We start from the raw sequence: 23,322 nt of genomic DNA, 5'->3' as shown, positions 1-23,322 counted from the left end.
CACATTAGGTTGGTATGGGTATGGATACATACAAGGTGCATAGTACATGTTTTTCAATCCCTTCAAAGATTTATACAAATATCCTATTCACTATTTTAAGGGAATGTACTTATATTCAGGGTGACTTATTAAAGGAAACGAGGTTAGCCCAAAACAGTTGATCAATTTAATGGAACTATTTGAACACAAGATAAAGACTACCTTCAACTCCATCAGTTTGATACGAATATCTCTTGAATGCTCACTTATTCGCAGGATTTCATGACCCTTGTAATTGGAATTTCGGGTCATTGAACTGAGATCAGATCATTTTGGCTTCGTGAAGGCATAGTTAAATAAAGGAGTCAGCTACAACTCCATATTTTACCATATAATGTACATCTCCACGCCGTCCCTGGAGGCTTTCGGCCCGCCACCTAACTGTCTACGCTTAAAGCTAAAGTTACCTTTAGCCCTCCAAGACTCGCTACGAGCGAATGGCTAGTTCTTACTCGACGGAAATCCCACCCGCTATGTGATACGACCTATGCTCGGCTGCACAAGCACCCGTTACTTTAAGTATTATTCTTCACAATCTGCTGTTTGGTTTAAATACCTCATTTCCTATGAGAGTAGCATTTCAAAATGAATAATGATTATTAATTAGAAGGATAATACAGTTAAAAGGTCGTAAAGGATGATCACTTTTGGCTCTAACAACCCCTATAAGTTCTTCAGAAATAGGAACTCTTTGGCTTACATATCAAGAAAAAACTCTTATTTTAAGGATATTGGAGTACTTTATAAAAAAATCGGAGGAAGAGGAAGCTAGAAACATTTTGGGAGGCTTGTGGCAGCAACTAAATTATTATGTTTTACAAATGGAAAAAATATTTGATCAACAAGGAATTGTCTATCCAAATGGTTTTAAAAAAGAAGATGTTAACCTAGAAGCACCAAAGTTATACGACAATGGATTTGATATTATGTTTATCCGCATTTTAAAAGAAGTAAGTATGGGTATGTACACCATTAATATGAATATGGCATACAATGATGACGTTATGCGGATATACAAAGGGCTTACCGGAGTTACTCATGATATTTATGAGTTAGCTACTCTTTATTTACTCGACAAAGGTATATTGACCCTACCTCCAAAAGTAACGATGCCAAAGACAACCGAGTATATTAAAGACAAAAGCTACCTAAGAGGATTTGACCCATTCAATGACAAAAGAGCTTTAAATGATATTGAGATAGGTTTTCTTCACCATGCAATCGAAGCAAACAATATCGGATTTCAGCTCATGACTGGTTTTGCCCAATGTGCACAAAACAATTAAGTTAAACAATATTTTGTAAGAGGAAAGGAACTAGCAAAGAAACAAATAAAAATGTTCGAAGAAATACTTTTAGATAATGATGTTCAGTTCTCAGCCACTTCTGGAAGCACCGTAACGACTTCAACAATTGCCCCATTTTCTGATAAACTCATGATGAATTGTACATTCTATCTCAATGGGTTCAGTATAGTAGGCAGTAGTTTTGGAACATTTTTCACATTAAGGAACGATATTTCCATAAAAACAGCATTAATTGCAAAAGATATTTATTTCTATGGGATGGATGGAGTTAAAATTATGATTAAAAATGGATGGTTTGAAGAACCCCCTCAAATGGAAGATCGACCTAATTTAATAAAAGATAATTAAGATTAAAGATATAATCCGAATAAGTTTTATACATTTAATTCACAATACAGCTTTACCAAGATTTCCCTTAACCAAAAATTTTTGGTATATCAGAAGATAGGTAAGGGTTTGAAGTTATCGCTCCCTTTTCCCCCCGTCCGTACAATACGAATAGATTCAGGCACACGCATACCTCTTTATTAATTGAAGCTGGTGTAGGGATAAAAGAAATTCAGCAAAGGTTTGGGACATACCGATATTAATACCACAATGAATATTTATGCTCATATGACCGTTAATATGGAAGAAAAGGCCTCCCAGCAGTTTAGTAAACTGATGAAAGACCTTCTCCAATAGATCGGTTATTCTTTTTTTAACTTAATGCGGACAAACTCGCGGACAAGGTTTCCTAAAAACCCCTTCAAGCATTGATGTATCAAGGTTTTTTGACCCTGATTACATCATGCCGCCCATTCCACCCATGCCGCCCATGTCAGGCATACCCATGCCAGCACCAGCTGGTTCTGGTTTGTCAGCAACAACTGCTTCAGTTGTTAAGAACATAGCTGCTACAGATGCTGCATTTTGTAATGCAGAACGAGTAACTTTAGTTGGGTCAACGATACCAGCTTGAATCATGTTTACCCATTCGCCGTTCGCAGCGTTGAAACCAGTACCGATTTCTTCACGCTTTAAGCGGTCAACGATAACAGATCCTTCAAGACCAGCGTTGTGAGCAATTGTGCGTACAGGCTCTTCCATCGCACGTAATACGATGTTGATACCAGTTGCTACATCGCCTTCAGCTTGGATTTCAGCTACTTTGCTGTATACGTTAAGAAGGGCTACACCACCGCCGGATACGATACCTTCTTCAACTGCAGCACGAGTTGAGTTCAAAGCGTCTTCGATTCGAAGCTTACGCTCTTTTAATTCAGTTTCAGTCGCAGCACCAACTTTGATAACTGCTACACCGCCAGCTAATTTAGCTAAGCGCTCTTGTAATTTTTCACGGTCAAATTCAGATGTAGTTTCTTCTAATTGAACACGAATTTGGTTTACACGAGCTGCGATTTCAGCAGAATCTCCTGCACCTTCAACGATTGTTGTATTTTCTTTTGTAACAACAACTTTAGCAGCACGTCCTAGAGAGCTGATTGTAGTTGTCTTAAGTTCGCGGCCAAGCTCTTCAGTAATTACTTCCCCGCCAGTTAAAGCTGCGATATCTTCAAGCATTGCTTTACGACGGTCGCCAAAGCCTGGAGCTTTAACAGCAACTGCATTGAATGTTCCGCGTAGCTTGTTAACTACTAGAGTAGAAAGTGCTTCACCTTCAACATCTTCAGCAACTAATAATAGTGGCTTGCCTTGTTGAACTACTTGCTCAAGAACAGGAAGAATTTCTTGAATGCTAGCAATTTTCTTGTCAGTAATTAAGATATATGGATTTTCTAAAACAGCTTCCATTTTATCTGTGTTGGTTACCATGTAAGCAGAAGTATAACCACGGTCAAATTGCATACCTTCTACTACATCCAATTCAGTTGTGAAGCCTTTAGATTCTTCAATAGTGATTACGCCGTCGTTGCCAACGCGTTCCATTGCTTCTGCAATTAATTGACCAACTTCTTCGTCAGCAGCAGAGATGGAAGCAACTTGTGCGATCGAAGCTTTGTTTTCGATTGGTTTAGAAATTGCTTTTAATTCTTCAACAGCTGCAATAACTGCTTTTTCGATCCCTTTACGGATACCCATTGGGTTAGCACCAGCAGTTACGTTCTTTAAGCCTTCGCGAATCATCGCTTGTGCTAGAACTGTTGCAGTAGTTGTACCGTCACCAGCAACATCGTTAGTTTTGCTTGCTACTTCAGCAACAAGTTTTGCACCCATGTTTTCGAATGCATCTTCTAATTCGATTTCTTTGGCGATAGTTACACCATCATTCGTGATTAGTGGTGAACCGAATTTTTTCTCAAGAACCACGTTGCGTCCTTTAGGTCCAAGAGTAACTTTTACAGCATTTGCTAGAGCATCAACACCACGAAGCATTGCGCGGCGTGCATCTTCACTAAACATAATCTCTTTAGCCATTGTTTAAAAACCTCCTCATATTTTTCAGTTCTTTGTATTTTTAAGTAAGAATCTTATGCGCCAACAACAGCAAGAATATCAGATTCGCGTAAGATTAAATATTCTGTTCCTTGGTATTTCACTTCTGTACCGCCGTATTTTGAGAAGATAATACGATCACCTACAGAAACTTCAAGTGCTACACGCTCTCCGCTTTCAAGTACGCGGCCAGTACCAACGGCAACAACTTTTCCTTCTTGAGGCTTTTCTTTCGCTGAATCCGGTAATACGATCCCGCTTGCAGTTTTTTCTTCTGATTCAACAAGCTCAATGATAATACGATCACCTAATGGTCTTAACAAATCAAACAACCTCCTCAAAAATATATGTAATTCTGACTTATTAGCACTCTCTACGAATGAGTGCTAACACAATTATTATAATAATGAATCTCTAATTCTTTTGCAAGTGTGAAGCATAAATTTTTTCTAAAAAAAAATTATCCGATTGACAACCTTATAAAGTATGCGAAAAACGTCATTTTCTATACCCATTTTTTTAAAAAGTCTTTCTAAATTGAAACAAAGCCAGTTTTAAGAGTAGAATGAAGAATAGTATATAAAGGCCCGAGCGATTTGACTCCCTGTAAAATGAATGATTATAAATTGACTATTCGTCAAAAATATAAAATGGAATCTAAAGGAGACTAGATTATTTGAAACGGGAATATTGGAAAATCATTATTGTTTACATCGCGATGCAGTTTTCTAGCCTAATCGGGATACCCCTATTTTTGTTTGGCTTTAAATACTTTGGGATCAATCAAAGTCTTGCTGTTCCTTCCTGGCTTCTAGCTAGTTTTACGATTGCCTTATTACTCATTATTTTTATATTAAGGAAAGAAATGAACAACCGAGGCTTCAGCAAAAATGGCGGTTCTTTCGGTCATTCGGTGGTATGGGCCATTTCAGGAATCTTCCTTGCTTTAGCAGCCCAGTACGCCGCCGCAATCATCGAGAACCTATTTGGCATCAATATGGGTTCTGAAAACACAAAGGATATTCTAACGATAATTGAGGCTTTTCCCTTAGCGATTATAGTCACGAGCATCATTGGGCCAATCCTAGAAGAAATTGTTTTTCGAAAAATTATTTTCGGAGCTCTTCATCAACGATTTAACTTTTTTATTTCTGCTCTTATCAGTTCAGTCATTTTTGCCGCGGCCCATATGGAGTTTCAACACATTCTGTTATACTCGGCCATGGGCTTTACGTTCGCCTTTCTTTATGTAAAAACAAAATCCATTTTCGTCCCAATATTTGCCCATGTCACAATGAACACCTTGGTGGTCTTGGTTCAGTCGGTGTACAAAGACGACATTGAGAGGCTCCAGCGAGAAGCCGAGGCGGTTCAAAACTTTATCGGAGGATTTCTATGAAACGTTCACCTTTGTTTTCCGGATTAATTTACTTTTTGCTTGGCGGGTTGTTTACTTACTTTGCCATTGATAATGTTCAAAAAAATGGATGGGGGTTTTTCAGTTACCTCCTCGTCCTATTAGCAACCTTTGACTATGGCTCAGGCCTAAAAATGATTATCTTTCACGTTAAATACAAAGATAAAATGAAAAAGAAATAAAACAAGGTGTCAGGCACCATGTGAAAAATTCACATGGTGCCTGACACCTTTTCATTTTGAAGCCTCTTTTTTGTGAATCACCATACGCTCTTTTCCTAGGATAAAAATGAATAGGAAGGCTAGACCTGCGGGTACGAGTGCCCATGTAAATGTGTGGACGATGGAACTTGAGAGTGCATCTGTTATTTTATCGAGAATTTGTGGTGGAATTAATTTTCTTGCTTCCTCCGATAATAAGGCCCGCGAATCTCCGAAACTCTGACCCTTAGGAATCGGTCCCATTCCAGCAAAAGCATTTTCCAACCCTTCTTTGAGATCACTTCGTTGGATCGTACCAAAAATGGTAATCCCGATCGTCATTCCTAAGGAACGAATAAAGTTACTAGTGGATGTTGCTGAGCCCCTTTGCTCAATTCCAAACGGATGAATCGCAGCCATGCTTAACACAGAAAAAGAGAAGCCGACACCTAAACCAATTATAATCATGTAAAGCGTCAACACCGCTCTGCTTGTTTCTAGTGTAATCGTACTCAATAACAATAAGCCGCCAATCAAAATAACTCCGGAGATAAACATAATATTTCGATAGCTCATCTTCGTTGTCAAAAAACCGCCCGCTTGTGCGGTAACCACCGAGCCGAGCATCATTGGCAATAATATTAACCCTGAATTGGTAGCAGTCCCGCCATAAACCCCTTGCACAAAAATCGGAATGTAAACCGTAGCTGCCATAAATGCAGCACCGTAAAATAAGCCAACGAGTGTACTGCCTGCAAACAAGCGGTTTCTAAACATGGAAAAGGAAATAATCGGATCCTTTGCTTTTGTCTCCACAAATAAAAAGATCAAAAATAGAATCGCAAATCCTGCAAACAGGCTGATGATCACGGTTGAATTCCAGTCATATTTTTGCCCCCCAAGTTCAAGCGCAAACATTAGACAAACGACGGCTCCGACCAATGTCACGGCCCCCGACCAATCAATTATCTGCTTTTTGTGAATTGGAGATTCCTTATATGCGATAGTAATAAAAACGAGTGATAAGATCCCTAGTGGCATATTGATGTAGAAAATCCAATGCCAGCTGATATAGTCCGTTATATACGCACCAAGCAATGGACCAAAAATACTCGACAATCCAAAAACGGCTCCGAACAAGCCCCCCATTTTCCCACGTTTTTCAGGGGGAAACAGGTCAAACATTATCGTAAAGGCGATTGGGACAAGCGCCCCACCGCCAATCCCCTGAATGGCACGATAGATGCTTAACTGGGTGATCGTTTCAGCAGTACCGCACAAAGCGGAACCCACCATAAACAAAATCAATCCGAAAATAAAGAATCTTTTTCGACCGTACATATCCGACAACTTACCGAAAATCGGCATCCCTGCCATCTCAGCTACCATGTAGGCAGATACGACCCAGACAAAGCTCTCCAGACCACCGAGATCACCGACAATCGTACCCATTGCGGTTACAACAATCGTATTATCCATCGAGGCCATTAAAATCCCCAGCAATAACCCCGCAACAACCAATCCTAATTTGCTTTCTTTTGTCACCATCACATTTCTCCTTTATATCTTAATCGTCGTTTTTATTGCCGCCCTCGGATCATGCGAGAAATCATTTCGATACTCCACCACTCCTATTTGGCAGCCAGGTCCAATTTCCACCTTGTTGCCCCGAACAATATCAGCCTTGGTATTTTCAAGGTAGATATCATCTCCTTCAATGACTTTCGCACTTAGGGACCCTGCCTCTTTTCCAAAGGGGAGGAATGAGTTACTTCTTTTTTTGACGGTTATTTTTCCGCCGCCGATTTCCTCAACTGTGCTTTGCCCAAAACGCAAACCGACCTTAATGGTATCAGCGCTCAGTAATCCTTTGATCTCAAAGCCGCCGCTAGAGTCGAACGTCTCATACTCCACATCGCCATTCACTGAGATACTCCCTTTAATGTTTGCTTCATCCCCTGTCAGTCTCTCGCCGACTTCCAGCAATCCGAAAATTTTTATCTTTTTTAAAAGAGCATTGCCACCGACCATCATCGTTCCCATGATCAGTGTTTCCTCTGCATCCATATTCCCTTTGATCTCTGCTTCACCAAATACTTTTACCGAGCCTGTTTTGACATTTTCGACGGCTTCACTCGTACCATAGACATGGAAAGTCGAACTTTCCACAGCATTGACAATCGTTCCTTCCCCTCGAATACTGATTTTATCGTAACGGCCGCCAGGATAGCTGCCCGAGCCATTGATAATCAGATTTTCGCTTCTTGTCATTTTCTTATCCCCCTTAAACCTTTCTGTTCTCAGTAACAATTGCCTTTTTATCCATCGAAAATTCCTCAGTGTATTCCACTAGACCAATTTGACAATTTGGACCAATCCACACCTGGTTCCCACGAACCACTTTGGCAATCGTATTTTCAAGTTCAATTTTATCCCCTTCAATTAATTCCGTTTCAAGCTGTGGTTTAAAAAAGGCCTTAAGCAAATTACCGACTAAGGATCCCTTCGCCTTTACCGTAATCGTTTGCCCGCCGATTTCTTTTGCTTTACATTCTCCAAACATCTTTATGTCAACCTGGTCTGCATTTAGAAGTCCGCCAATCGTAAACTGCGATTCTGCTTTAAAAATTTCCGCCTCACAATCCTCACCAACCGTAAATGTTCCTTGAATTTTTATTTCCTCACATTTAACCCTGCCGCCAACGGTTGCTTTACCAGAGACCTTTAATTTTTCAGCAGATAGGTTTTTGTCGATCCTTGCTGATCCATCAATCGTTAGGATCTTACTGTCGATACTCCCTCTGACCTTCGCATGTCCGTTTACTTTTGCTTTTTCAGAAATGACGTTTCCATTGAGAATCCCGGAACCATTACAATCCAGTTCCAGGCATTCTAAATCATTGTTAACCGTCCCTCGGCCATTTAATGTGACAACGCGGAACTGTCCCCCATTGGATGCACCGAAGCCATTAATAACCAAGTCTCCCCTGCTTTTCGTATCCATCATCATTCTCCTTTATAATAATTTCGCTTTAATTTCTTCCATGCACGTCATCAGCGACAAAGCGGCAACAACTTTTGTTCCGCGTTCAAAATGAAATTCTTCTGCATTAATTAGTAACAGACATGATGACATGCCCAGTTTTCTGGTAATCACCAATTCACAGCTTTTTTGCTTGATTACCCCGGCATGATCCTTTAACACCTGCAAGACCATCTTCCCTTCTTCCAGGTTAATTTCACCCGACTGAAGCAGTTTTTCTAAAACAAACACTTCGAGCATACGTGTAAAATTAAATTGAAGAATGCCCTTTTCTTGTTCTAGATAAAAATCGACAACCATTGTCGAAACAATGTTACGTTTCACTAATTCATCTTTGGTATAATTTAAATTCGTTACATTGGTTGAAAACATGTCAGCTAGTTCATCCAAAGATAAGTTTTCTTTCATCGTTTGGATCTTTTCAATTCTTTCTAAGACCTTTTCCTTTGGAAAAAAAGTTTCTTGACCCGTAAACGTTGATTTACGCACAAACCATTCTTCCGGAATGAGATCCTTTCGTTTCCATCTATATAGCTGTCCATAGGATATTCCGGCTAATTCTAACAGGTCTTTCTTTGAGATTAACTCCTCACTCATCATAAAAACCCCTTTCTAAAAACAATGTAACATAACACTGTTACGTTTGTAAAGTGCAAATGTAAATATTAGGATGTCCTAATTATTATTTTACAAAAAAAGGCCCCTCACGTTATATCGTGAAAGACCCTCTTGAACCTATTTTCTTCTTTTTCCACCGTTCGATAAGCGTTGCTTAGATGATTTCTACTAGTTTTTTTAAGTTGGAGCTTTTTCGCGCTACTCCCGATTCGATCGCTGCAGCCGAAACAGCTGCTGCCACTCGATCCCCCACACGAGAATCCAAGGCGTTAGGAATGATATACTCCGCACGAAGCTCTTTATCCGATACAAGACTTGAAATGGCGTAAGCTGCTGCAAGTTTCATTTCCTCATTGATGTCGGTTGCCCTTACATCGAGAGCACCACGAAAGATTCCTGGAAAGGCGAGCACATTGTTTACTTGATTAGGATAATCAGAACGTCCTGTTCCGACTACTGCTGCACCTGCTACAAGCGCTTCTTCCGGATAAATTTCAGGCACTGGATTTGCCATAGCAAAAACAATTGAATCTTTATTCATGGTCCTGACCATATCTCCCGTTAAAGCCTTTGGACCTGAGACGCCAATAAAAATGTCGGTGTTTTTAATCGCGTCTTGAAGGGTTCCATGTACCCTGCCTAGGTTTGTTCTCTCTGCTATTTCTGCTTGACGGTCGTTCATCCACTCTTCGCCTGGACAAAGAATTCCCTCCAGGCTTACTAACGTAATATTCTTAAAGCCCGCTTTTAATAAAAGCTTGGCAATCGCTATCCCAGCAGAACCAGCACCATTTAGAACAACCTTAACCTTATAGATACTTTTCTTCACAATTCTCAGCGCATTTAAAAGGGCAGCTAATACAACAATCGCTGTCCCATGCTGGTCATCATGAAAGACGGGAATGTTTAGTTCCTTTTTTAAGCGTTCTTCAATTTCAAAGCATCTTGGGGCGGCAATATCCTCCAAATTGATACCACCGAATGTTGGCTCTAATGCTTTAATAATATTGACAATCTCATCGACATCTTTTGTACCCAGGCAAAGCGGATAGGCATCAATCCCTGCAAATTGTTTAAATAAAACGGCCTTCCCCTCCATAACTGGCATGGCAGCCTCAGGGCCAATGTCTCCTAATCCTAATACCGCTGTTCCATCTGTTACAACGGCTACTAAATTACCCCGACCTGTATGCTCGAAGGAAGCTTCACTATTTTTTGCAATGATCTTACATGGCTCGGCTACACCTGGCGTATAGGCTAAACTTAAATCATCGGCATTGTTCATTTCTACTTTACTGACGATGCTAATCTTACCTGCCAGCTTTTTATGGAGCAGCACTGCCTGCTCTTTCATCTTGCTTTCATTCATTCCAACCTTCTCCTTTTGGTCCTATCTATAAATAATAGTTAATCATGGTGACAAGAATCCAATCTATACAATCAAAAAAAATCGGACCGTGGCAAACAGGCACAGCCCGATTTAGGAATATTAGCTTAATAATTTAAGCAAAAGAATAGCCAAAATAACGGTTGAAGCGCCCCCAATTCTTGTCGAAACTTGGGCAAATGGCATTAATGACATCCGATTGGAAGCCGATAGAATTGCGACATCACCCGTTCCTCCTAAACCACTATGACAGCCTGTAACAATCGCTGAGTCGACTGGGTACATCTTCATCAACTTACCTACAAAGTAACCTGTAGTAACCATTGCCACTACGACAGCGGTACAAACAACCACATATCCTGGGGTTACGATTTTGACTACATCCTTAAGCGGAATATATAGCATACCTAAGCCAACCATTAATGGCCATGTTAAACTTGATGATACAAATTTATATAAGTGATAAGCACCTTGTTCCATTTTAGCGGGCATTACTTTTATACTTTTCACAACGGCCGCTGCAATAATCATTAACACTGGTCCAGGAATGCCTAGGAATTTATTCCCCAATCCACCTAAGATAAAGAAACTACACGCAATTAACAGTCCTGCACCCATAAGTGGAAAATCAACCGGCTTATCAATCGTTGCGGCTTCTGTGATTCCGTCGCCGCCTTTTGTCTTCACTAATACTCCATTACCAGTCAGATGCTTCTTTTTCTCACCTAAACGTGATAAAATACCTGCACAAATGATCGCGACAATATTTCCAATCACTGCTGCTGGAATTAATTGCCCTACAAATGTTTCTGAAGATTTTCCGAGAACCTCTGCGTAGCCTAATGAAAGAGGCAAAATTCCTTCTCCGATCCCACCACCGATAATTGGAACAACAATAAAGAACAATGTGTGTTTCATGTCATATCCAAAAAGCAAACCTACTAGAACGCCTGCAACAACAGATGCTATTGTGCCGACAATAAGCGGTATAAACATGCGTGTGAAGCCTTGAATTAAGACTCTACGATTCATCCCAAGAATACTTCCTACTACTAAAATAGAAATATAAAGATAAAGGAAATTGGATGTTTTCATCAACTGGGTAACCGCATTCATTCCCGTTGTATTAATCACACTAAAATAGACTAAAAAAGACGGAATCAAGAGGGCTAAAATGGCAGGGCCGCCGATATCCTTTAAAAGCGGAATCTTCATACCAAGTTCCCCAAGTAAAATACCCATGACAATAATAATGGCAAAGCCGCCAATCATATCAGCTGGAAGCAATTTATAGACGGCTGAAAAGTAGACAACAGCAGCGATAACGATATAAAGTGGGAGTGGAATTACGCCTACCTTTACACTGCCAAATTTACCTAAAAGCCCTTTCTTTTCTTCTTTTTCCCCTGGAACAACCGTAAGCGGTTGCAACTCTTTTGCTGGTTCCATAAGTGTTCATCCCCCAATCTATTGATGTTTCTATCATATTCTGAATTAAACCGCTTTCATAGTTTATGTAAATTTAATAAGGTTTTTGTAAATAAAAAAAGTAAGCAGTTCTAGGCTGCTTACAAAAAGTTTTTGATAAGATGTTCTTTCAATCGATTAAATTCATGCTGGTAAACGGGTCTTCCCACTGTACCGTAGATTACCTTAACATCTAGGATTCCAATTTCCTTTAAAAAATTTAAATACTTACGGACGGAAACCCGAGAAATTCCGACGACCTTCACGACGTCCTCTGTTGAAAACTGGGCATTTTTTAGCTCCTGAATCGCTTCCCAAATTTGTTTCAGGGTATCTTTTGTTAATCCCTTTGGTAATTCTTCGATAACAGGCTTTTCCTCTCGGTGCAGTATTTGGTTGTCCAATACGTCTTGGCTAATCCTATGTTGAGTCTGAATAAACTTTGTTTGTTCTTTATATGCAACTAACGCTCTACTAAAGCGTTCAAATTCAAAAGGCTTAATTAAATAATCAACGGCTCCGTATCTTAAAGCCTTTTTAATCCGCTCCATATCTGATGCTGCTGAAATAACAATCACATCGGTTTCTTTTTCATGTTCACGGAGGTAGGTTAACAGCTCTAATCCTAGTTTCCCTGGCATAAATATATCCAATAAGATAAGATCAATTTCTAGTTTTTCAATTTTCTTAATCGCCTCATCCACGGATGCGGCCATTGCCATCAATATAAAACCAGTAACTTGCTCAAGATAGCGTTTATTAAATTCAGCCACCATTGGATCATCTTCAACAATCATTACCCGGATCATTCTGGTCCCCCTCCCCATTATATGGTATATACACGGCAAAGACGGTCCCTTTTCCAGGCTTTGATGAAAGAATTAAATCCCCTTCCAACTTTTTAACCGCTTGCGACACAAGGTACAGCCCTAGACCTCTATTTTCACCGTTTGTGGAAAATCCTTTGTTGAAAATTTGGTTTTGTATTTCTTCATTCATCCCTGTTCCTGTATCTTTTACTTCGATAGTTAAAATATCATCACCATAATCAAATTCTACTGTTATTTTTTTGACTGGACAACCGGTCACAGCCACAATGGCATTATCAATTAAATTACCAACAATTGTAATCAATTTATGTGTGACATCCGAATCTGCAGGTTGTGGCAGCGGTTGTTCACAGGAAACAGATAACTCAGTCCCTGATTCCCTTGCATAACTCAACTTTCCAATTAAAAAGCCAGCTAAAACAGGGTCCTTTATCTTTTTGGTAACCAAGCCAATTTCGTTATTACGATGATCAACCGTTTCATTGATGTATTCGACAACTTTTTCATAATAACCTGTATGGACCATCCCCAAAATCACATGAAGTTTATTCATAAACTCGTGTGCCTGGGCCCGAAGTGCATCGGCGTATGTTCTTACTCCTGTCAGTTCTTCAGCGAGTACCTGTATTTCTGTTTTATCGCGAAAAGTAGCAATTGCGCCCACTACCTTATTCCCAACGATAACGGGGACTCGGTTGGTTAAAATGGTCATCCCATTTATATTCTGTTCTTCATCCAATTCAGGTTTACCTGTTTTTAATAAATCACTTAAGCGAGTAGATGACATATATTCTTCTATATTTGTCCCCATTGGGTTATCCTGCAGGCCTGCTTTATCGAACAGCTTTAAGGCTGCTCGATTGACAAGTGTTATGTTTGAGTGTTGATCCACTGCAACAATTCCCTCACGCACCGATTGAAGCATCGCGCTTCGTTCCTCTAATAATTTAGCAATTGCAAACGGCTCAAGCCCAAGTAAGATCTTTTTTATATATCTAGCTAAAATAACAGCCCCGAGAACACCGATTAAGATACCAATCATCGTCCCAATATAAATCCCCATTCTGCTCTTATTGACGGCCGTTTCCACATTATCAAGAGAAATCCCAACGGCTACTGCCCCGATCTGTTTTCCATTTGCATCCTTAATCGGCGTAAAAGAACGTAAAGAAGGTCCTAGAGCTCCTTTTGAAATAGATTCATGCTCTTTCCCTTTTAGTACCGGCCCTTCATCTCCACCCTTGAATTGTTTGCCAACTTCTTTGCTATCAGGATGGGATTTACGGATCCCGTTCATATCCATCACAACAATAAAGTAAACGTTTGTCACTTTTCTCATTTCATTCGCAAACGTTTGGATTTCCTTTACATCCCGTTCTCCGCTCATTGCATCAATCACAAGCGGACTATGAGCAACCATTCGAGCCACATTTCTCGCCTTCTCAGCCTGACCTTTTTCCGTCTCCTTAGCAATTCTCGAACTGATAAGTAAATCCGTTATCAATAGTGAAAAAGTAACCACCATACACACAAAGACAATAATTACCGTCTGTAAACTCCATCTTCCCTTTCTCATATTTCCCTCCATCTTTGAGAAGGCGACAGGCACCATTCTGATTTCCACCTGGTGACATACTAACCATCCAGGCTAGTAAACACAAAAAGCTGCAAAGCATTCTTAAGAAAATACTTTGCAGTCTTTGAAGCTTTCTTTAACTTAGGCTGATCTGAGAGTTCATCGTCTCAGTTAACCATCTTGCGAACGTTGCCTTAACTTATAAGCAAAATAGCTCCTGCGATAATAGGGGTCAGGACCATCGCACTTTTTAATACGGGCTGCGGAGCAAGGGCTGTAAACTTAGCCCCGACATAGGAGCCAATCATCGTTCCTCCTACCACTTCAACTAACAGGGTTAAATTCAGGTATCCTTCGAAATAGTAGCCGATACCTCCTGCTAAAGCGATCGGCAAAATAACGAGCATTGTTGTACCCACTGATTGTTTAAGCGAAAGTCCCATGATGACCAGCAATCCGATTTGAATGAACGGTGCAGCACCTATCCCAAATGTACCAGACAACAATCCGGTAACCAACCCGACAACTGCCGCTTTCTTAATGAGAAGCAGGTTGCCAGGGTTCACTTTTTTGTTGTTTACCTTTATTTTTTGGACAATAAATAAGCGGACAACCAAGATCACAGCCGACAAAAATAACATCCCCGCTGTCAACCAATGCAAAGAATGGATCGGAATCAAACTGGCTAGTTTTGAACCTAAATAGGAGGCAGCTGCCCCAAATCCACCGACGATTAAACCGGTTTTAATTGAGATATTTCCTTGACGAAAATGACTGTAGGCACCTGACATGCTAGTAAACACCATCGCTGCTAGTGATGTCCCTAACGCCATATGTATTGGTACTCCAAAAATAACTGTTAAGATGGCAATAATAAAGCCAGAGCCGCCCGCCCCGACAAATCCTAATAAAATCCCAAGCACAAACATCGTCAGCACAATAGCCAACTTCATCCCCTCCGATTGCAAAACCCTAGATGTCCTTCTAGGAAATGTTTTATTACTTACCCAAGGACGGGGTCATATAGACTGATTTAAAAAAGAAAAAAACTATCATTCATTATTGTACTTAAAATTTAAAAGGTATATCGGAATTATGCCCTAATTCCCAAAATTTGAAAGACTACCTCAACTAGATTGAGATAGTCCTCCCTTAAAAGCTAAATTTTACTCGACCTAAACATGCACTGGTTGTTTTGCTTCTGCTAATGCTGATAGGCGCTGCTTAATTTCCTCAACATTGATAAATCTTTGGGCTACCCCTGTTTCCATTGCAGTATACGCAACCGCGGTTGCTACCTGTGCTGCGACCCGAGGGTCAAATGGATCTGGAATGACATAATCGGCATGGAGCTCATCCTCTGAAATTAATCCAGCAATTGCATAGACCGCAGCAAGCTTCATTTCCTCGTTGATTTCCTTGGCACGGACATCTAAGGCACCGCGGAAAATGCCTGGGAAAGCAAGCACATTATTAACCTGGTTCGGAAAATCAGAACGTCCTGTACCCACTACAAGAGCCCCTGCTTCTTTGGCCGCATCGGGCATAATTTCCGGTACCGGGTTGGCCATGGCAAAGATAATCGGGTCACGGTGCATAGCGCTAACCATTTCCTTTGTAACGGCCCCGGCTGCTGATACCCCCACAAACACATCGGCGTCAATAAGCGCATCCCCTAACGTTCCTTGTTTTTGCTCGCGATTTGTCATTTGCGCCATTTTATCTTTGAATCGATTCATTCCGACTGGACGGCCTTCATAAATAATTCCTTTTGTATCACATAAAATAACATCCTTCACGCCCATATGCAGCAGGAGCTTAACAATCGCTACTCCAGCTGAACCTGCTCCGTTTACCGCAACACGAATATCTTCAATTTTTTTATCCGCTAATTTTAACGCGTTGATTAGACCAGCGGCTGTTACAATCGCGGTTCCATGCTGGTCATCATGAAAAACAGGAATCTCGCAGGCTTTGCGGAGGCGGTCTTCAATTTCAAAGCATTGCGGCGCAGCAATATCCTCCAAGTTCACTCCGCCAAATGTTGGTTCTAGCAGCTTGACGGTTTCTACGATCTGGTCTGTGTCAGTGGTGGCCAAGCAGATGGGAAAGGCGTCAACATCTGCGAACGATTTGAATAACACGGCCTTTCCTTCCATCACAGGCATCGCAGCTTTTGGTCCAATGTTTCCAAGCCCCAGAACCGCTGTCCCATTGGATACAACTGCGACAAGATTGCCCTTCGAGGTATAATCATAGACTTTATTTTCGTCTGCATAAATGTCCAAACATGGCTCTGCCACACCTGGTGAATAGGCTAGGCTTAAATCTTTTGCATTATGTACTGCCACCTTAGAATATATCCCAACCTTGCCTTGGTGTTCCTTGTGCATTTTTAACGCTTCATCTCGTAAAATTGACATTGAATTTCCCCCACTTCCCGGTTAGTAACCGCTTGCATTTCATCTACCTATATCTTAGTGCATAAGAAAGTATTTTTATAGATTATGTAATTAAAAAAAGCAGGGATTTAATCATACAAAAGGCCTTCCACAAATTTTGTGGAAAGCCTTTTTAACTAATTATTCTTCATCTATTTCCACCGTTGGATAATGCTTTAAAAAGTAGACTAGCGATTGAAGCTCCACTGCCAAGTCAATATGATGGACCCTTATTAATGGTGGAACATTTAACCTTGCTGGAGTGAAATTTAAGATTCCTTTTACATTCGCTTTGACCAGTCGATCGGTTATCATTTGTGCGGCAGGAGCCGGAACCGTTAATATCGCCACTGAAATATTAGTTTCTGATAAAACCTTCTCTAAATCATCCATAGGATGAACGGGTACCTCGCGAATCATGGTTCCCATTTTGTCGGGATCCACATCGAAGGCGCATTCTATTTTTGTGTTATTATTTTTTAAAAAGTTATAGTTTAAAAAGGCAGTGCCAAGATTTCCGACTCCTATTAAGGCAACCTTAGTTAATTCATCCTGATCTAAGGTTTTACGAAAGAAGGATATTAAGTAATTAACATTATACCCATAGCCCTTTTTCCCTAACGCACCGAAATAGGAAAAGTCGCGGCGAATCGTTGCTGAGTCTACCTTTACTGCTTCACTCAATTCCGCTGAAGAGACCCTTTGCTTGCCGGAGCTTTGCAGGTTTTTTAGAAATCGGTAATAGAGGGGCAGCCGTTTTGCTGTCGCCTGTGGTATTTTCGTTGTTTCATTACTCATAATCTCCCACACCCCATGAATGGTTTAGTTAAAAATTTATTTAACTCTTTCATCTCTTTTAAAATCACCGTTTTTACCGCCCGTTTTTTCGACAAGATACGTCGGTCCAATTACCATACCTTTATCAACGGCTTTACACATATCATAAACTGTTAAGGCACACGCGGAAGCCGCTGTTAACGCTTCCATTTCTACGCCTGTGCTCCCCTTCGTTTTAACGGCTGCAGCAATATATAATTGATAATTCTCATCCTTATCCTGTTCCCAAGAGAAAGAAATATTAACACCTGTTAATGGAATCGGATGGCACATTGGAATCAAATCCCATGTCTTCTTTGCTGCCATGACAGCTGCTACCTGGGCCACTGCTAAGACATCGCCCTTCTTCATCTCATTATTAGTTATTTTATCATAAATTTCTTTACTAACGGTAATGCTGGAATGAGCAAGCGCCGTACGTGCCGTTTCCGGCTTATCACTGACGTCGACCATTTTTGCTCTGCCTTCTTCATTAAAATGCGTAAATTCTGCCATATAAAAAATCCTCCCATCAAATCATACACTATTTTACCTTATATGTGTGTGAAACTTTGAACTAAATATTACATTTTTTGACGATTTAGGACCCTTACACCGCTAATATGGCGAGCAGTTTATTGCCGACATACCGGGAATAAGGTACACTAATCCTATGTAATAGAGGTGAATGAGAATGATTTTGCTACAGGTTAATCAATTACAAAAATATTATGGTGCTGACCTTATTTTATCGAATATTAAGCTCGAATTACAAACTCGGGACCGTGTTGCTCTTGTTGGACGCAATGGGGCGGGAAAATCGACATTATTGAAGATTATTGCCGGACACTTGTCGCATGATGGCGGAGAAATTATCAAGCCGAAAGAAGTGACAATTGGCTATTTAGCTCAAAATACCGGGTTAGAATCATCATTATCCATATGGGATGAAATGCTGACGGTTTTTGAACCGCTGCGATTAATGGAAAAACAACTCCGCACCCTTGAAGAACAAATGGCTGATCCTCTTGTTTTTGAAGACGGTGGAAAGTACGAAAGAATCCTAAAAGAGTACGATCATCTTCAGGTGAAATTTAAAGAACAGGGAGGGTATCAATATGAGGCAGAGATGCGCTCTGTCCTTCATGGGTTAAATTTCCATGACAAATCCTTGATGATATCTAGTTTAAGCGGCGGGCAGAAAACCCGTCTTGCCCTTGGTAAACTTTTGTTAACCAAGCCTGATATCTTAATATTGGATGAGCCCACAAACCACCTTGATATTGATACGCTTTCCTGGCTGGAGCAATATTTACAAAGTTATCATGGGGCGATTTTGATCGTTTCCCATGACCGCTATTTTTTAGATAAAGTTGTTACTCAAGTTTATGAAGTATCCCGTAAGCAAATCCAAAGGTTTACAGGCAACTATAGTTCTTACCTTGATCAAAAGGCCGCAAATTATGAGCGTGATTTAAAGCTTTTCGAAAAACAACAGCAAGAGGTCGCTGATCTCCAAGACTTTATCAACCGGAATTTAGCGCGCGCTTCGACGACTAAACGTGCCCAAAGCCGTCGTAAAAAGCTAGAAAAGATGGAGATGATGGATCGTCCATTAGGCGATGAAAAGTCTGCTTCCTTCTCGTTTGAAATTGAAAAACAAAGCGGCAATGACGTTTTAACAGTGGATTCACTCGCTGTTGGGTACGAAGGTGATAAGGTTTCAGAGTCCATTTCATTTCGGGCCTATAAAGGTGAAAGTACCGCATTGGTTGGACCGAATGGTATCGGCAAATCAACACTTTTAAAGACAATTATCAAAAAGTTGCCTGCTCTGGAGGGAACCATACTCTATGGGACAAACCTTCAAATTGGTTATTACGACCAGGAGCAAGCTGAATTGACCTCCAATAAGCGGGTCTTAAATGAACTCTGGGATGACTATCCACTAAAAAATGAAAAAGAAATACGTACGGTGCTCGGTAATTTCTTATTTTCTGGTGATGATGTCTTAAAAATAGTTTCCACCTTAAGCGGGGGTGAAAAAGCCCGTCTAGCTTTAGCTAAACTGATGTTGGAGAAAGCAAATGTCTTAATTTTGGACGAGCCTACCAACCACCTTGACTTAGATAGTAAGGAAGTTCTAGAGAATGCATTAATCGATTACCCGGGCACGATATTGTTTGTCTCACACGACAGGTATTTTATTAACCGGATTGCCACAAAGGTCTTAGAACTTAGTCGTCATGGAAGTACAGAATACCTCGGGGATTATGATTATTATTTAGAGAAGAAACTAGAACAGGAAGAACTTGCAGCACTAGCGCTAGCCGCAACTGCTAAAAAAGCAGCACAAACAGATGCTTTTGAGAAAAACTCTTATCAACAGGATAAGGAAAGTAAAAAACAAGAGCGTCAGCGCAAAAGGAAATTAGAAGAAATGGAACAAAGAATTGAAGAGCTAGAAGAGCAAATTCAAGAATTCGAGCAGCAATTATGCGAACCAGACATTTTTCAAAATCATGAAAAAGTGTTGGAAATCAACATAAAAAATGAAAAGGCAAAGTCTGAACTCGAGCACTTAATGGAAGAATGGGCAGAGCTGGCTGAATAATTATGCAAAAACCAGGCATTGGCCTGGTTTTTTGTTTATTATGACATTTATCGACAAATTTTGATATGATGGCAATAATTCATTAAGTTATACACTTTTCCACATTCTTATTCACATTACAAACAGGACAGTTTCAATGTTATTTTTACTTTTCCACATTATCCACAACAAAGTCCTGACTTATCCACATTATACACAGAAAACACCCCACTTATCCACATTCACCAGTTTTTGATCTGCATTTTTATAAAATCTTATCAACAAAAAAACTCTTCTTATCCAGAAGAGTTATTAATTGTATATTTCGATATCCAGTCCCGGGTTGGCATTTAGGGAAAGGTCTGCTCTAATTCCTTTTTCGAACATCACGCTTCCAGCAGCAGCAATCATCGCTGCATTATCAGTACATAGGGATAATGGCGGAATCACTAATTCAATTCCAGGTTTCTCTGAAAAGGTCTTTTCCAAAGCCTTTCTAAGGCCTTTATTGGCGGCAACTCCGCCAGCCACCAATACTTGTCCTACCCCATATTCAGCGACGGCCTTTTCTGTTTTCTTCACTAACACTTCAATCACGCTGGCTTGAAAGCTTGCAGCAAGGTCTTCAGGAGCAATTATCTCACCGCGTTGCTCGGCATTATGAACCGTATTAATAACAGCAGATTTTAAACCGCTAAAGCTAAAATCATAGGAACCTTCTTCTAACCATGCCCGAGGTAAATTAATTGTCGGATTTCCAGCCTGCGCCAAACGGTCAATATGTGGACCGCCTGGGTACGGCATGTTTAACGTTCGCGCAACCTTGTCGTAGGCTTCACCAGCAGCGTCATCCCTTGTTTCACCGATGACCTCAAAATGTCCATGTTCCTTCATATAAACAAGCTCTGTATGCCCGCCTGAAACGACCAGAGCAAGGAGCGGGAATTTTAACTCAGTGACAAGCCTGTTCGCATAAATATGTCCAGCAATATGGTGGACTGGAACTAGTGGTATGTTTTGAGCAAATGCCAATGCTTTCGCGGCATTTACCCCAATTAAAAGGGCACCAACTAATCCTGGTCCTTCTGTGACAGCAATGGCATCAATCTCAGCAAAAGTAACATTTGCCTGCTTCAATGCTTCCTCAATGACAATAGTCATTTGCTCTACATGGTGGCGGGAGGCTATTTCCGGAACCACACCACCGAAGCGTTTATGACTTTCAATTTGCGATGCGACTACATTTGCTGCAATTTCTCTGCCATTTTTAATAATGGCGACAGCCGTCTCATCGCAGCTTGTTTCAATACCCAAAATCCATTGGTCTTTTTTCATAAATTTACCCACATCACTAAACCATCTTCCTGATTATCTGAATAATAATTTTTGCGGATCCCGCCATTTTGAAAACCAAGCTTTCGATAAAGAGATTGTGCTACATGATTGGTAACACGCACTTCAAGGGTCATACTCTTTGCTCCCATCTCTCTGGCCACTGTCATCATTTTTTGCATGATTGCTTCACCAAGTTTCCTGCCCCTATATTCAGGCAGAATGGCCACATTCGTTACATGCGCCTCATCGATCACGATCCAAGCCCCACAGTACCCGAGGATTTTGTTACTTTCCTCTAGGACGATATAAACTGCAAATCGATTATTATGCAATTCATTATAAAATGCTTCACGACTCCAGGGGGTTGTAAATGATGCATGTTCTACTTCTAAAATTTGGTCAATGTCCTCTTCCCTCATATTGCGAAAAACAAAAGAATCTACCATAACTCTCTATTCCTATCCATTTAAAATTTTTCCTTTCGCTTCTAACCATTTCGCTTCAGCTTCAGCTAAACGGATATAATTTGGAACAAAAGAATGAATGTCCTCCCCTGGTTTATCCTTACCAAGAAGGGCAAGTTCAGATGGACGTGGATTTTGTTCCGTACTAGCTGCAAAAACAGCCTGTGATCCTAATGCTGCTTCAATTGCTGCTTGATGGAGTGGTAAATCATTTCCGACAAATAGTATCGTTTTTCCTGAATTTTTTAGATCCTCTGCACGGTCTACTAACATGACCAAACGATCCTCTTCAATCGTTTGTAGTTCGTCATTTTGATATTGATACAAGCCAGTATAGACCTGTCCCCTTCTTGCATCAAATAGAGGTGACACATAACCATCAAAGTAGCGGCCGACCCCAGAAGCTAAAATTTCCAAGCTGGAAATACCTACAAGCGGGATATTCAAAGTCCAAGCTAGTGTTTTAGCAATGGTTACACCTATTCTAACTCCTGTATACGAGCCCGGTCCTTTGGCGACGACAATCTTAGTTAAATCCGCAGGAACCTTTTCGCAATCCTTCATTAGTGTCTGAATAGCAGGCATAATTCGAACAGAGTGGTTCTTTTTTAAATTGGTTATATATTCACCAAGTACTTGATTATCTTCTAACAGCGCCACTCCTAAGGCATAGTTAGAAGTATCAATCGCTAATATGGTCATGAAAAAGTCTCCTTACATAATTGCTCATATCGTTTCCCCTGAGGTACTAAAACCATTCTTCTAGTATCCCCTTCTTCACGATATAAGAAAATAGTCAGTCTTTCCTGTGGGAGCTGCTCTTCAATTAAATGAGCCCATTCCACTACCGTCACTCCATCACCTTCAAAATACTCATCAAAACCGAGGTCTTCGAAGGCATCCGCAACCCGGTATACATCCATGTGATATAACGGGAGTTTTCCCTTATATTCTTTAATAATAGTAAATGTCGGACTGTTAACTGTTCTTTTAATCTCCAACCCTTTAGCCAAGCCCTTAGTGAATGTAGTCTTTCCAGCACCTAAATCACCTTCAAGAGCAATGACATCTCTAGGTTGTAGTAACCCAGCTAACTTTGCTGCAAATTGGGAAGTCTCCTCAGAATCCGTTGTTATTAGTTCGAATTGATTCATTCAATCACCTTTTTATTTTAACTTAGGGTCACATCTTCATTTTACCTTAATTATGTGCAAAAAAACCTTAGGATCTCTCCTAAGGATGCCTATTACATATGTAGTTTACATGATTTTTAACAATTGAGCAAAAAAGCTTGCCCTTATTAAACGGCATAAAAAAAGACGAAACCTTGTTTCGTACTAATTTTTGCAATAT

Annotated in this window: 22 protein-coding genes and 2 pseudogenes; 6 read left to right on the top strand and 18 right to left on the bottom strand. The window is 40.4% G+C overall.

Annotation, left to right across the window (positions count from 1 at the left end; genetic code table 11):
- Positions 1 to 686 precede the first annotated feature (686 nt).
- The 3 genes and pseudogenes from ACSU6B_RS27770 to ACSU6B_RS27760 form a co-directional block, all read left to right on the top strand.
- On the top strand, positions 687 to 1,325 hold the full coding sequence (locus tag ACSU6B_RS27770; protein ID WP_410889622.1) for a DUF3231 family protein: 639 nt from the start codon (positions 687 to 689) through the stop codon (positions 1,323 to 1,325).
- Between the two features lie 12 nt (positions 1,326 to 1,337).
- Positions 1,338 to 1,694, top strand: a pseudogene (locus ACSU6B_RS27765) (DUF3231 family protein); the annotation flags it as partial.
- A 155-nt stretch (positions 1,695 to 1,849) separates the two neighbouring features.
- Positions 1,850 to 2,030, top strand: a pseudogene (locus ACSU6B_RS27760) (tyrosine-type recombinase/integrase); the annotation flags it as partial.
- 99 nt (positions 2,031 to 2,129) lie between these two features.
- Here ACSU6B_RS27760 and groL read toward each other — a convergent pair.
- Together groL and groES are read right to left on the bottom strand one after the other, a co-directional pair.
- The gene (groL, locus tag ACSU6B_RS27755) at positions 2,130 to 3,764 is read right to left on the bottom strand and encodes a chaperonin GroEL (RefSeq protein ID WP_215005827.1); all 1,635 of its coding nucleotides are present in this window, start codon (positions 3,762 to 3,764) and stop codon (positions 2,130 to 2,132) included.
- Between the two features lie 53 nt (positions 3,765 to 3,817).
- Positions 3,818 to 4,105 carry a co-chaperone GroES gene (gene groES / locus ACSU6B_RS27750; RefSeq protein ID WP_026565252.1) on the bottom strand — a complete coding sequence of 96 codons (288 nt, stop codon included), beginning with the start codon at positions 4,103 to 4,105 and terminating at the stop codon, positions 3,818 to 3,820.
- A 353-nt stretch (positions 4,106 to 4,458) separates the two neighbouring features.
- Between groES and ACSU6B_RS27745 the strand changes: the two genes are divergently transcribed.
- Entirely contained in the window at positions 4,459 to 5,181 is a 723-nt protein-coding gene (locus ACSU6B_RS27745; protein WP_410889621.1) for a CPBP family intramembrane glutamic endopeptidase, read from the top strand.
- Positions 5,178 to 5,381 (top strand): YdiK family protein, encoded by a 204-nt coding sequence (locus ACSU6B_RS27740; protein ID WP_168241595.1) that lies wholly within the window; start codon positions 5,178 to 5,180, stop codon positions 5,379 to 5,381. The genes ACSU6B_RS27745 and ACSU6B_RS27740 overlap by 4 nt, the downstream gene beginning before the upstream one ends.
- A gap of 51 nt (positions 5,382 to 5,432) precedes the next feature.
- Here ACSU6B_RS27740 and ACSU6B_RS27735 read toward each other — a convergent pair whose 3' ends face one another.
- From ACSU6B_RS27735 to moaC, 12 genes are all read right to left on the bottom strand, one after another.
- Positions 5,433 to 6,947 (bottom strand): MDR family MFS transporter, encoded by a 1,515-nt coding sequence (locus ACSU6B_RS27735; protein ID WP_410889619.1) that lies wholly within the window; start codon positions 6,945 to 6,947, stop codon positions 5,433 to 5,435.
- A gap of 12 nt (positions 6,948 to 6,959) precedes the next feature.
- Entirely contained in the window at positions 6,960 to 7,670 is a 711-nt protein-coding gene (locus ACSU6B_RS27730; RefSeq protein ID WP_410889617.1) for a cytoplasmic protein, read from the bottom strand.
- A gap of 13 nt (positions 7,671 to 7,683) precedes the next feature.
- A complete protein-coding gene (locus ACSU6B_RS27725) occupies positions 7,684 to 8,409 on the bottom strand; it encodes a polymer-forming cytoskeletal protein (RefSeq protein ID WP_410889615.1) in 726 nt (241 codons plus the stop codon).
- Positions 8,410 to 8,415: 6 nt separating this feature from the next.
- Positions 8,416 to 9,039 carry a YhbD family protein gene (locus ACSU6B_RS27720; RefSeq protein WP_410889613.1) on the bottom strand — a complete coding sequence of 208 codons (624 nt, stop codon included), beginning with the start codon at positions 9,037 to 9,039 and terminating at the stop codon, positions 8,416 to 8,418.
- A gap of 175 nt (positions 9,040 to 9,214) precedes the next feature.
- The gene (locus ACSU6B_RS27715) at positions 9,215 to 10,429 is read right to left on the bottom strand and encodes an NAD(P)-dependent malic enzyme (protein WP_410889611.1); all 1,215 of its coding nucleotides are present in this window, start codon (positions 10,427 to 10,429) and stop codon (positions 9,215 to 9,217) included.
- A gap of 120 nt (positions 10,430 to 10,549) precedes the next feature.
- The gene (locus ACSU6B_RS27710; protein ID WP_410889610.1) at positions 10,550 to 11,896 is read right to left on the bottom strand and encodes a 2-hydroxycarboxylate transporter family protein; all 1,347 of its coding nucleotides are present in this window, start codon (positions 11,894 to 11,896) and stop codon (positions 10,550 to 10,552) included.
- Between the two features lie 119 nt (positions 11,897 to 12,015).
- On the bottom strand, positions 12,016 to 12,723 hold the full coding sequence (locus ACSU6B_RS27705) for a response regulator (RefSeq protein ID WP_410889608.1): 708 nt from the start codon (positions 12,721 to 12,723) through the stop codon (positions 12,016 to 12,018).
- Entirely contained in the window at positions 12,701 to 14,320 is a 1,620-nt protein-coding gene (gene dcuS / locus ACSU6B_RS27700; protein ID WP_410889606.1) for a DcuS/MalK family sensor histidine kinase, read from the bottom strand. Before dcuS ends, ACSU6B_RS27705 begins: the two co-directional genes overlap by 23 nt.
- Before the next feature lie 194 nt (positions 14,321 to 14,514).
- Positions 14,515 to 15,267, bottom strand: a complete 753-nt coding sequence (locus tag ACSU6B_RS27695; protein WP_251033635.1) for a sulfite exporter TauE/SafE family protein — start codon at positions 15,265 to 15,267, stop codon at positions 14,515 to 14,517.
- 228 nt (positions 15,268 to 15,495) lie between these two features.
- Entirely contained in the window at positions 15,496 to 16,743 is a 1,248-nt protein-coding gene (locus ACSU6B_RS27690) for an NAD(P)-dependent malic enzyme (RefSeq protein ID WP_410889604.1), read from the bottom strand.
- Between the two features lie 159 nt (positions 16,744 to 16,902).
- Positions 16,903 to 17,559 (bottom strand): redox-sensing transcriptional repressor Rex, encoded by a 657-nt coding sequence (locus ACSU6B_RS27685; RefSeq protein ID WP_410889602.1) that lies wholly within the window; start codon positions 17,557 to 17,559, stop codon positions 16,903 to 16,905.
- A 36-nt stretch (positions 17,560 to 17,595) separates the two neighbouring features.
- Positions 17,596 to 18,093 carry a cyclic pyranopterin monophosphate synthase MoaC gene (moaC, locus tag ACSU6B_RS27680; protein ID WP_168241585.1) on the bottom strand — a complete coding sequence of 166 codons (498 nt, stop codon included), beginning with the start codon at positions 18,091 to 18,093 and terminating at the stop codon, positions 17,596 to 17,598.
- A gap of 178 nt (positions 18,094 to 18,271) precedes the next feature.
- Between moaC and ACSU6B_RS27675 the strand changes: the two genes are divergently transcribed.
- A complete protein-coding gene (locus ACSU6B_RS27675) occupies positions 18,272 to 20,191 on the top strand; it encodes an ABC-F family ATP-binding cassette domain-containing protein (protein WP_410889600.1) in 1,920 nt (639 codons plus the stop codon).
- Between the two features lie 291 nt (positions 20,192 to 20,482).
- Here ACSU6B_RS27675 and tsaD read toward each other — a convergent pair whose 3' ends face one another.
- The 4 genes from tsaD to tsaE are packed head-to-tail and all read right to left on the bottom strand — an operon-like array spanning position 20,483 to position 23,123.
- Complete coding sequence (gene tsaD / locus ACSU6B_RS27670; protein ID WP_410889598.1) at positions 20,483 to 21,505, bottom strand: tRNA (adenosine(37)-N6)-threonylcarbamoyltransferase complex transferase subunit TsaD; 1,023 nt, start codon at positions 21,503 to 21,505, stop codon at positions 20,483 to 20,485.
- Complete coding sequence (gene rimI / locus ACSU6B_RS27665; RefSeq protein WP_410889596.1) at positions 21,502 to 21,951, bottom strand: ribosomal protein S18-alanine N-acetyltransferase; 450 nt, start codon at positions 21,949 to 21,951, stop codon at positions 21,502 to 21,504. The genes tsaD and rimI overlap by 4 nt, the downstream gene beginning before the upstream one ends.
- A 12-nt stretch (positions 21,952 to 21,963) precedes the next feature.
- Positions 21,964 to 22,671: a tRNA (adenosine(37)-N6)-threonylcarbamoyltransferase complex dimerization subunit type 1 TsaB gene (gene tsaB / locus ACSU6B_RS27660; RefSeq protein ID WP_410889594.1), complete on the bottom strand. Its 708-nt coding sequence runs from the start codon at positions 22,669 to 22,671 to the stop codon at positions 21,964 to 21,966.
- A complete protein-coding gene (gene tsaE, locus ACSU6B_RS27655) occupies positions 22,668 to 23,123 on the bottom strand; it encodes a tRNA (adenosine(37)-N6)-threonylcarbamoyltransferase complex ATPase subunit type 1 TsaE (protein ID WP_410889592.1) in 456 nt (151 codons plus the stop codon). The genes tsaB and tsaE overlap by 4 nt, the downstream gene beginning before the upstream one ends.
- Positions 23,124 to 23,322: the final 199 nt, after the last annotated feature.

It is taken from the genome of Neobacillus sp. C211, assembly GCF_051842875.1.
Taxonomy (GTDB): Bacteria; Bacillota; Bacilli; order Bacillales; family Cytobacillaceae; genus Neobacillus.
Note: the sequence above shows the minus strand (reverse complement) of the source record. Positions and strands in the feature narration are given on the sequence as shown.

Excerpts from the sequence above, each read along its gene's own strand:
- groL (WP_215005827.1), bottom strand. The coding sequence starts at position 3,764 with ATGGCTAAAGAGATTATGTTTAGTGAAGATGCACGCCGCGCAATGCTT.
- ACSU6B_RS27740 (WP_168241595.1), top strand. The coding sequence starts at position 5,178 with ATGAAACGTTCACCTTTGTTTTCCGGATTAATTTACTTTTTGCTTGGC.
- ACSU6B_RS27735 (WP_410889619.1), bottom strand. The coding sequence starts at position 6,947 with ATGGTGACAAAAGAAAGCAAATTAGGATTGGTTGTTGCGGGGTTATTG.
- ACSU6B_RS27730 (WP_410889617.1), bottom strand. The coding sequence starts at position 7,670 with ATGACAAGAAGCGAAAATCTGATTATCAATGGCTCGGGCAGCTATCCT.
- ACSU6B_RS27725 (WP_410889615.1), bottom strand. The coding sequence starts at position 8,409 with ATGATGATGGATACGAAAAGCAGGGGAGACTTGGTTATTAATGGCTTC.
- ACSU6B_RS27720 (WP_410889613.1), bottom strand. The coding sequence starts at position 9,039 with ATGAGTGAGGAGTTAATCTCAAAGAAAGACCTGTTAGAATTAGCCGGA.
- ACSU6B_RS27715 (WP_410889611.1), bottom strand. The coding sequence starts at position 10,429 with ATGAATGAAAGCAAGATGAAAGAGCAGGCAGTGCTGCTCCATAAAAAG.
- ACSU6B_RS27710 (WP_410889610.1), bottom strand. The coding sequence starts at position 11,896 with ATGGAACCAGCAAAAGAGTTGCAACCGCTTACGGTTGTTCCAGGGGAA.
- ACSU6B_RS27705 (WP_410889608.1), bottom strand. The coding sequence starts at position 12,723 with ATGATCCGGGTAATGATTGTTGAAGATGATCCAATGGTGGCTGAATTT.
- dcuS (WP_410889606.1), bottom strand. The coding sequence starts at position 14,320 with ATGAGAAAGGGAAGATGGAGTTTACAGACGGTAATTATTGTCTTTGTG.
- ACSU6B_RS27690 (WP_410889604.1), bottom strand. The coding sequence starts at position 16,743 with ATGTCAATTTTACGAGATGAAGCGTTAAAAATGCACAAGGAACACCAA.
- ACSU6B_RS27685 (WP_410889602.1), bottom strand. The coding sequence starts at position 17,559 with ATGAGTAATGAAACAACGAAAATACCACAGGCGACAGCAAAACGGCTG.
- moaC (WP_168241585.1), bottom strand. The coding sequence starts at position 18,093 with ATGGCAGAATTTACGCATTTTAATGAAGAAGGCAGAGCAAAAATGGTC.
- ACSU6B_RS27675 (WP_410889600.1), top strand. The coding sequence starts at position 18,272 with ATGATTTTGCTACAGGTTAATCAATTACAAAAATATTATGGTGCTGAC.
- tsaD (WP_410889598.1), bottom strand. The coding sequence starts at position 21,505 with ATGAAAAAAGACCAATGGATTTTGGGTATTGAAACAAGCTGCGATGAG.
- rimI (WP_410889596.1), bottom strand. The coding sequence starts at position 21,951 with ATGGTAGATTCTTTTGTTTTTCGCAATATGAGGGAAGAGGACATTGAC.
- tsaB (WP_410889594.1), bottom strand. The coding sequence starts at position 22,671 with ATGACCATATTAGCGATTGATACTTCTAACTATGCCTTAGGAGTGGCG.
- tsaE (WP_410889592.1), bottom strand. The coding sequence starts at position 23,123 with ATGAATCAATTCGAACTAATAACAACGGATTCTGAGGAGACTTCCCAA.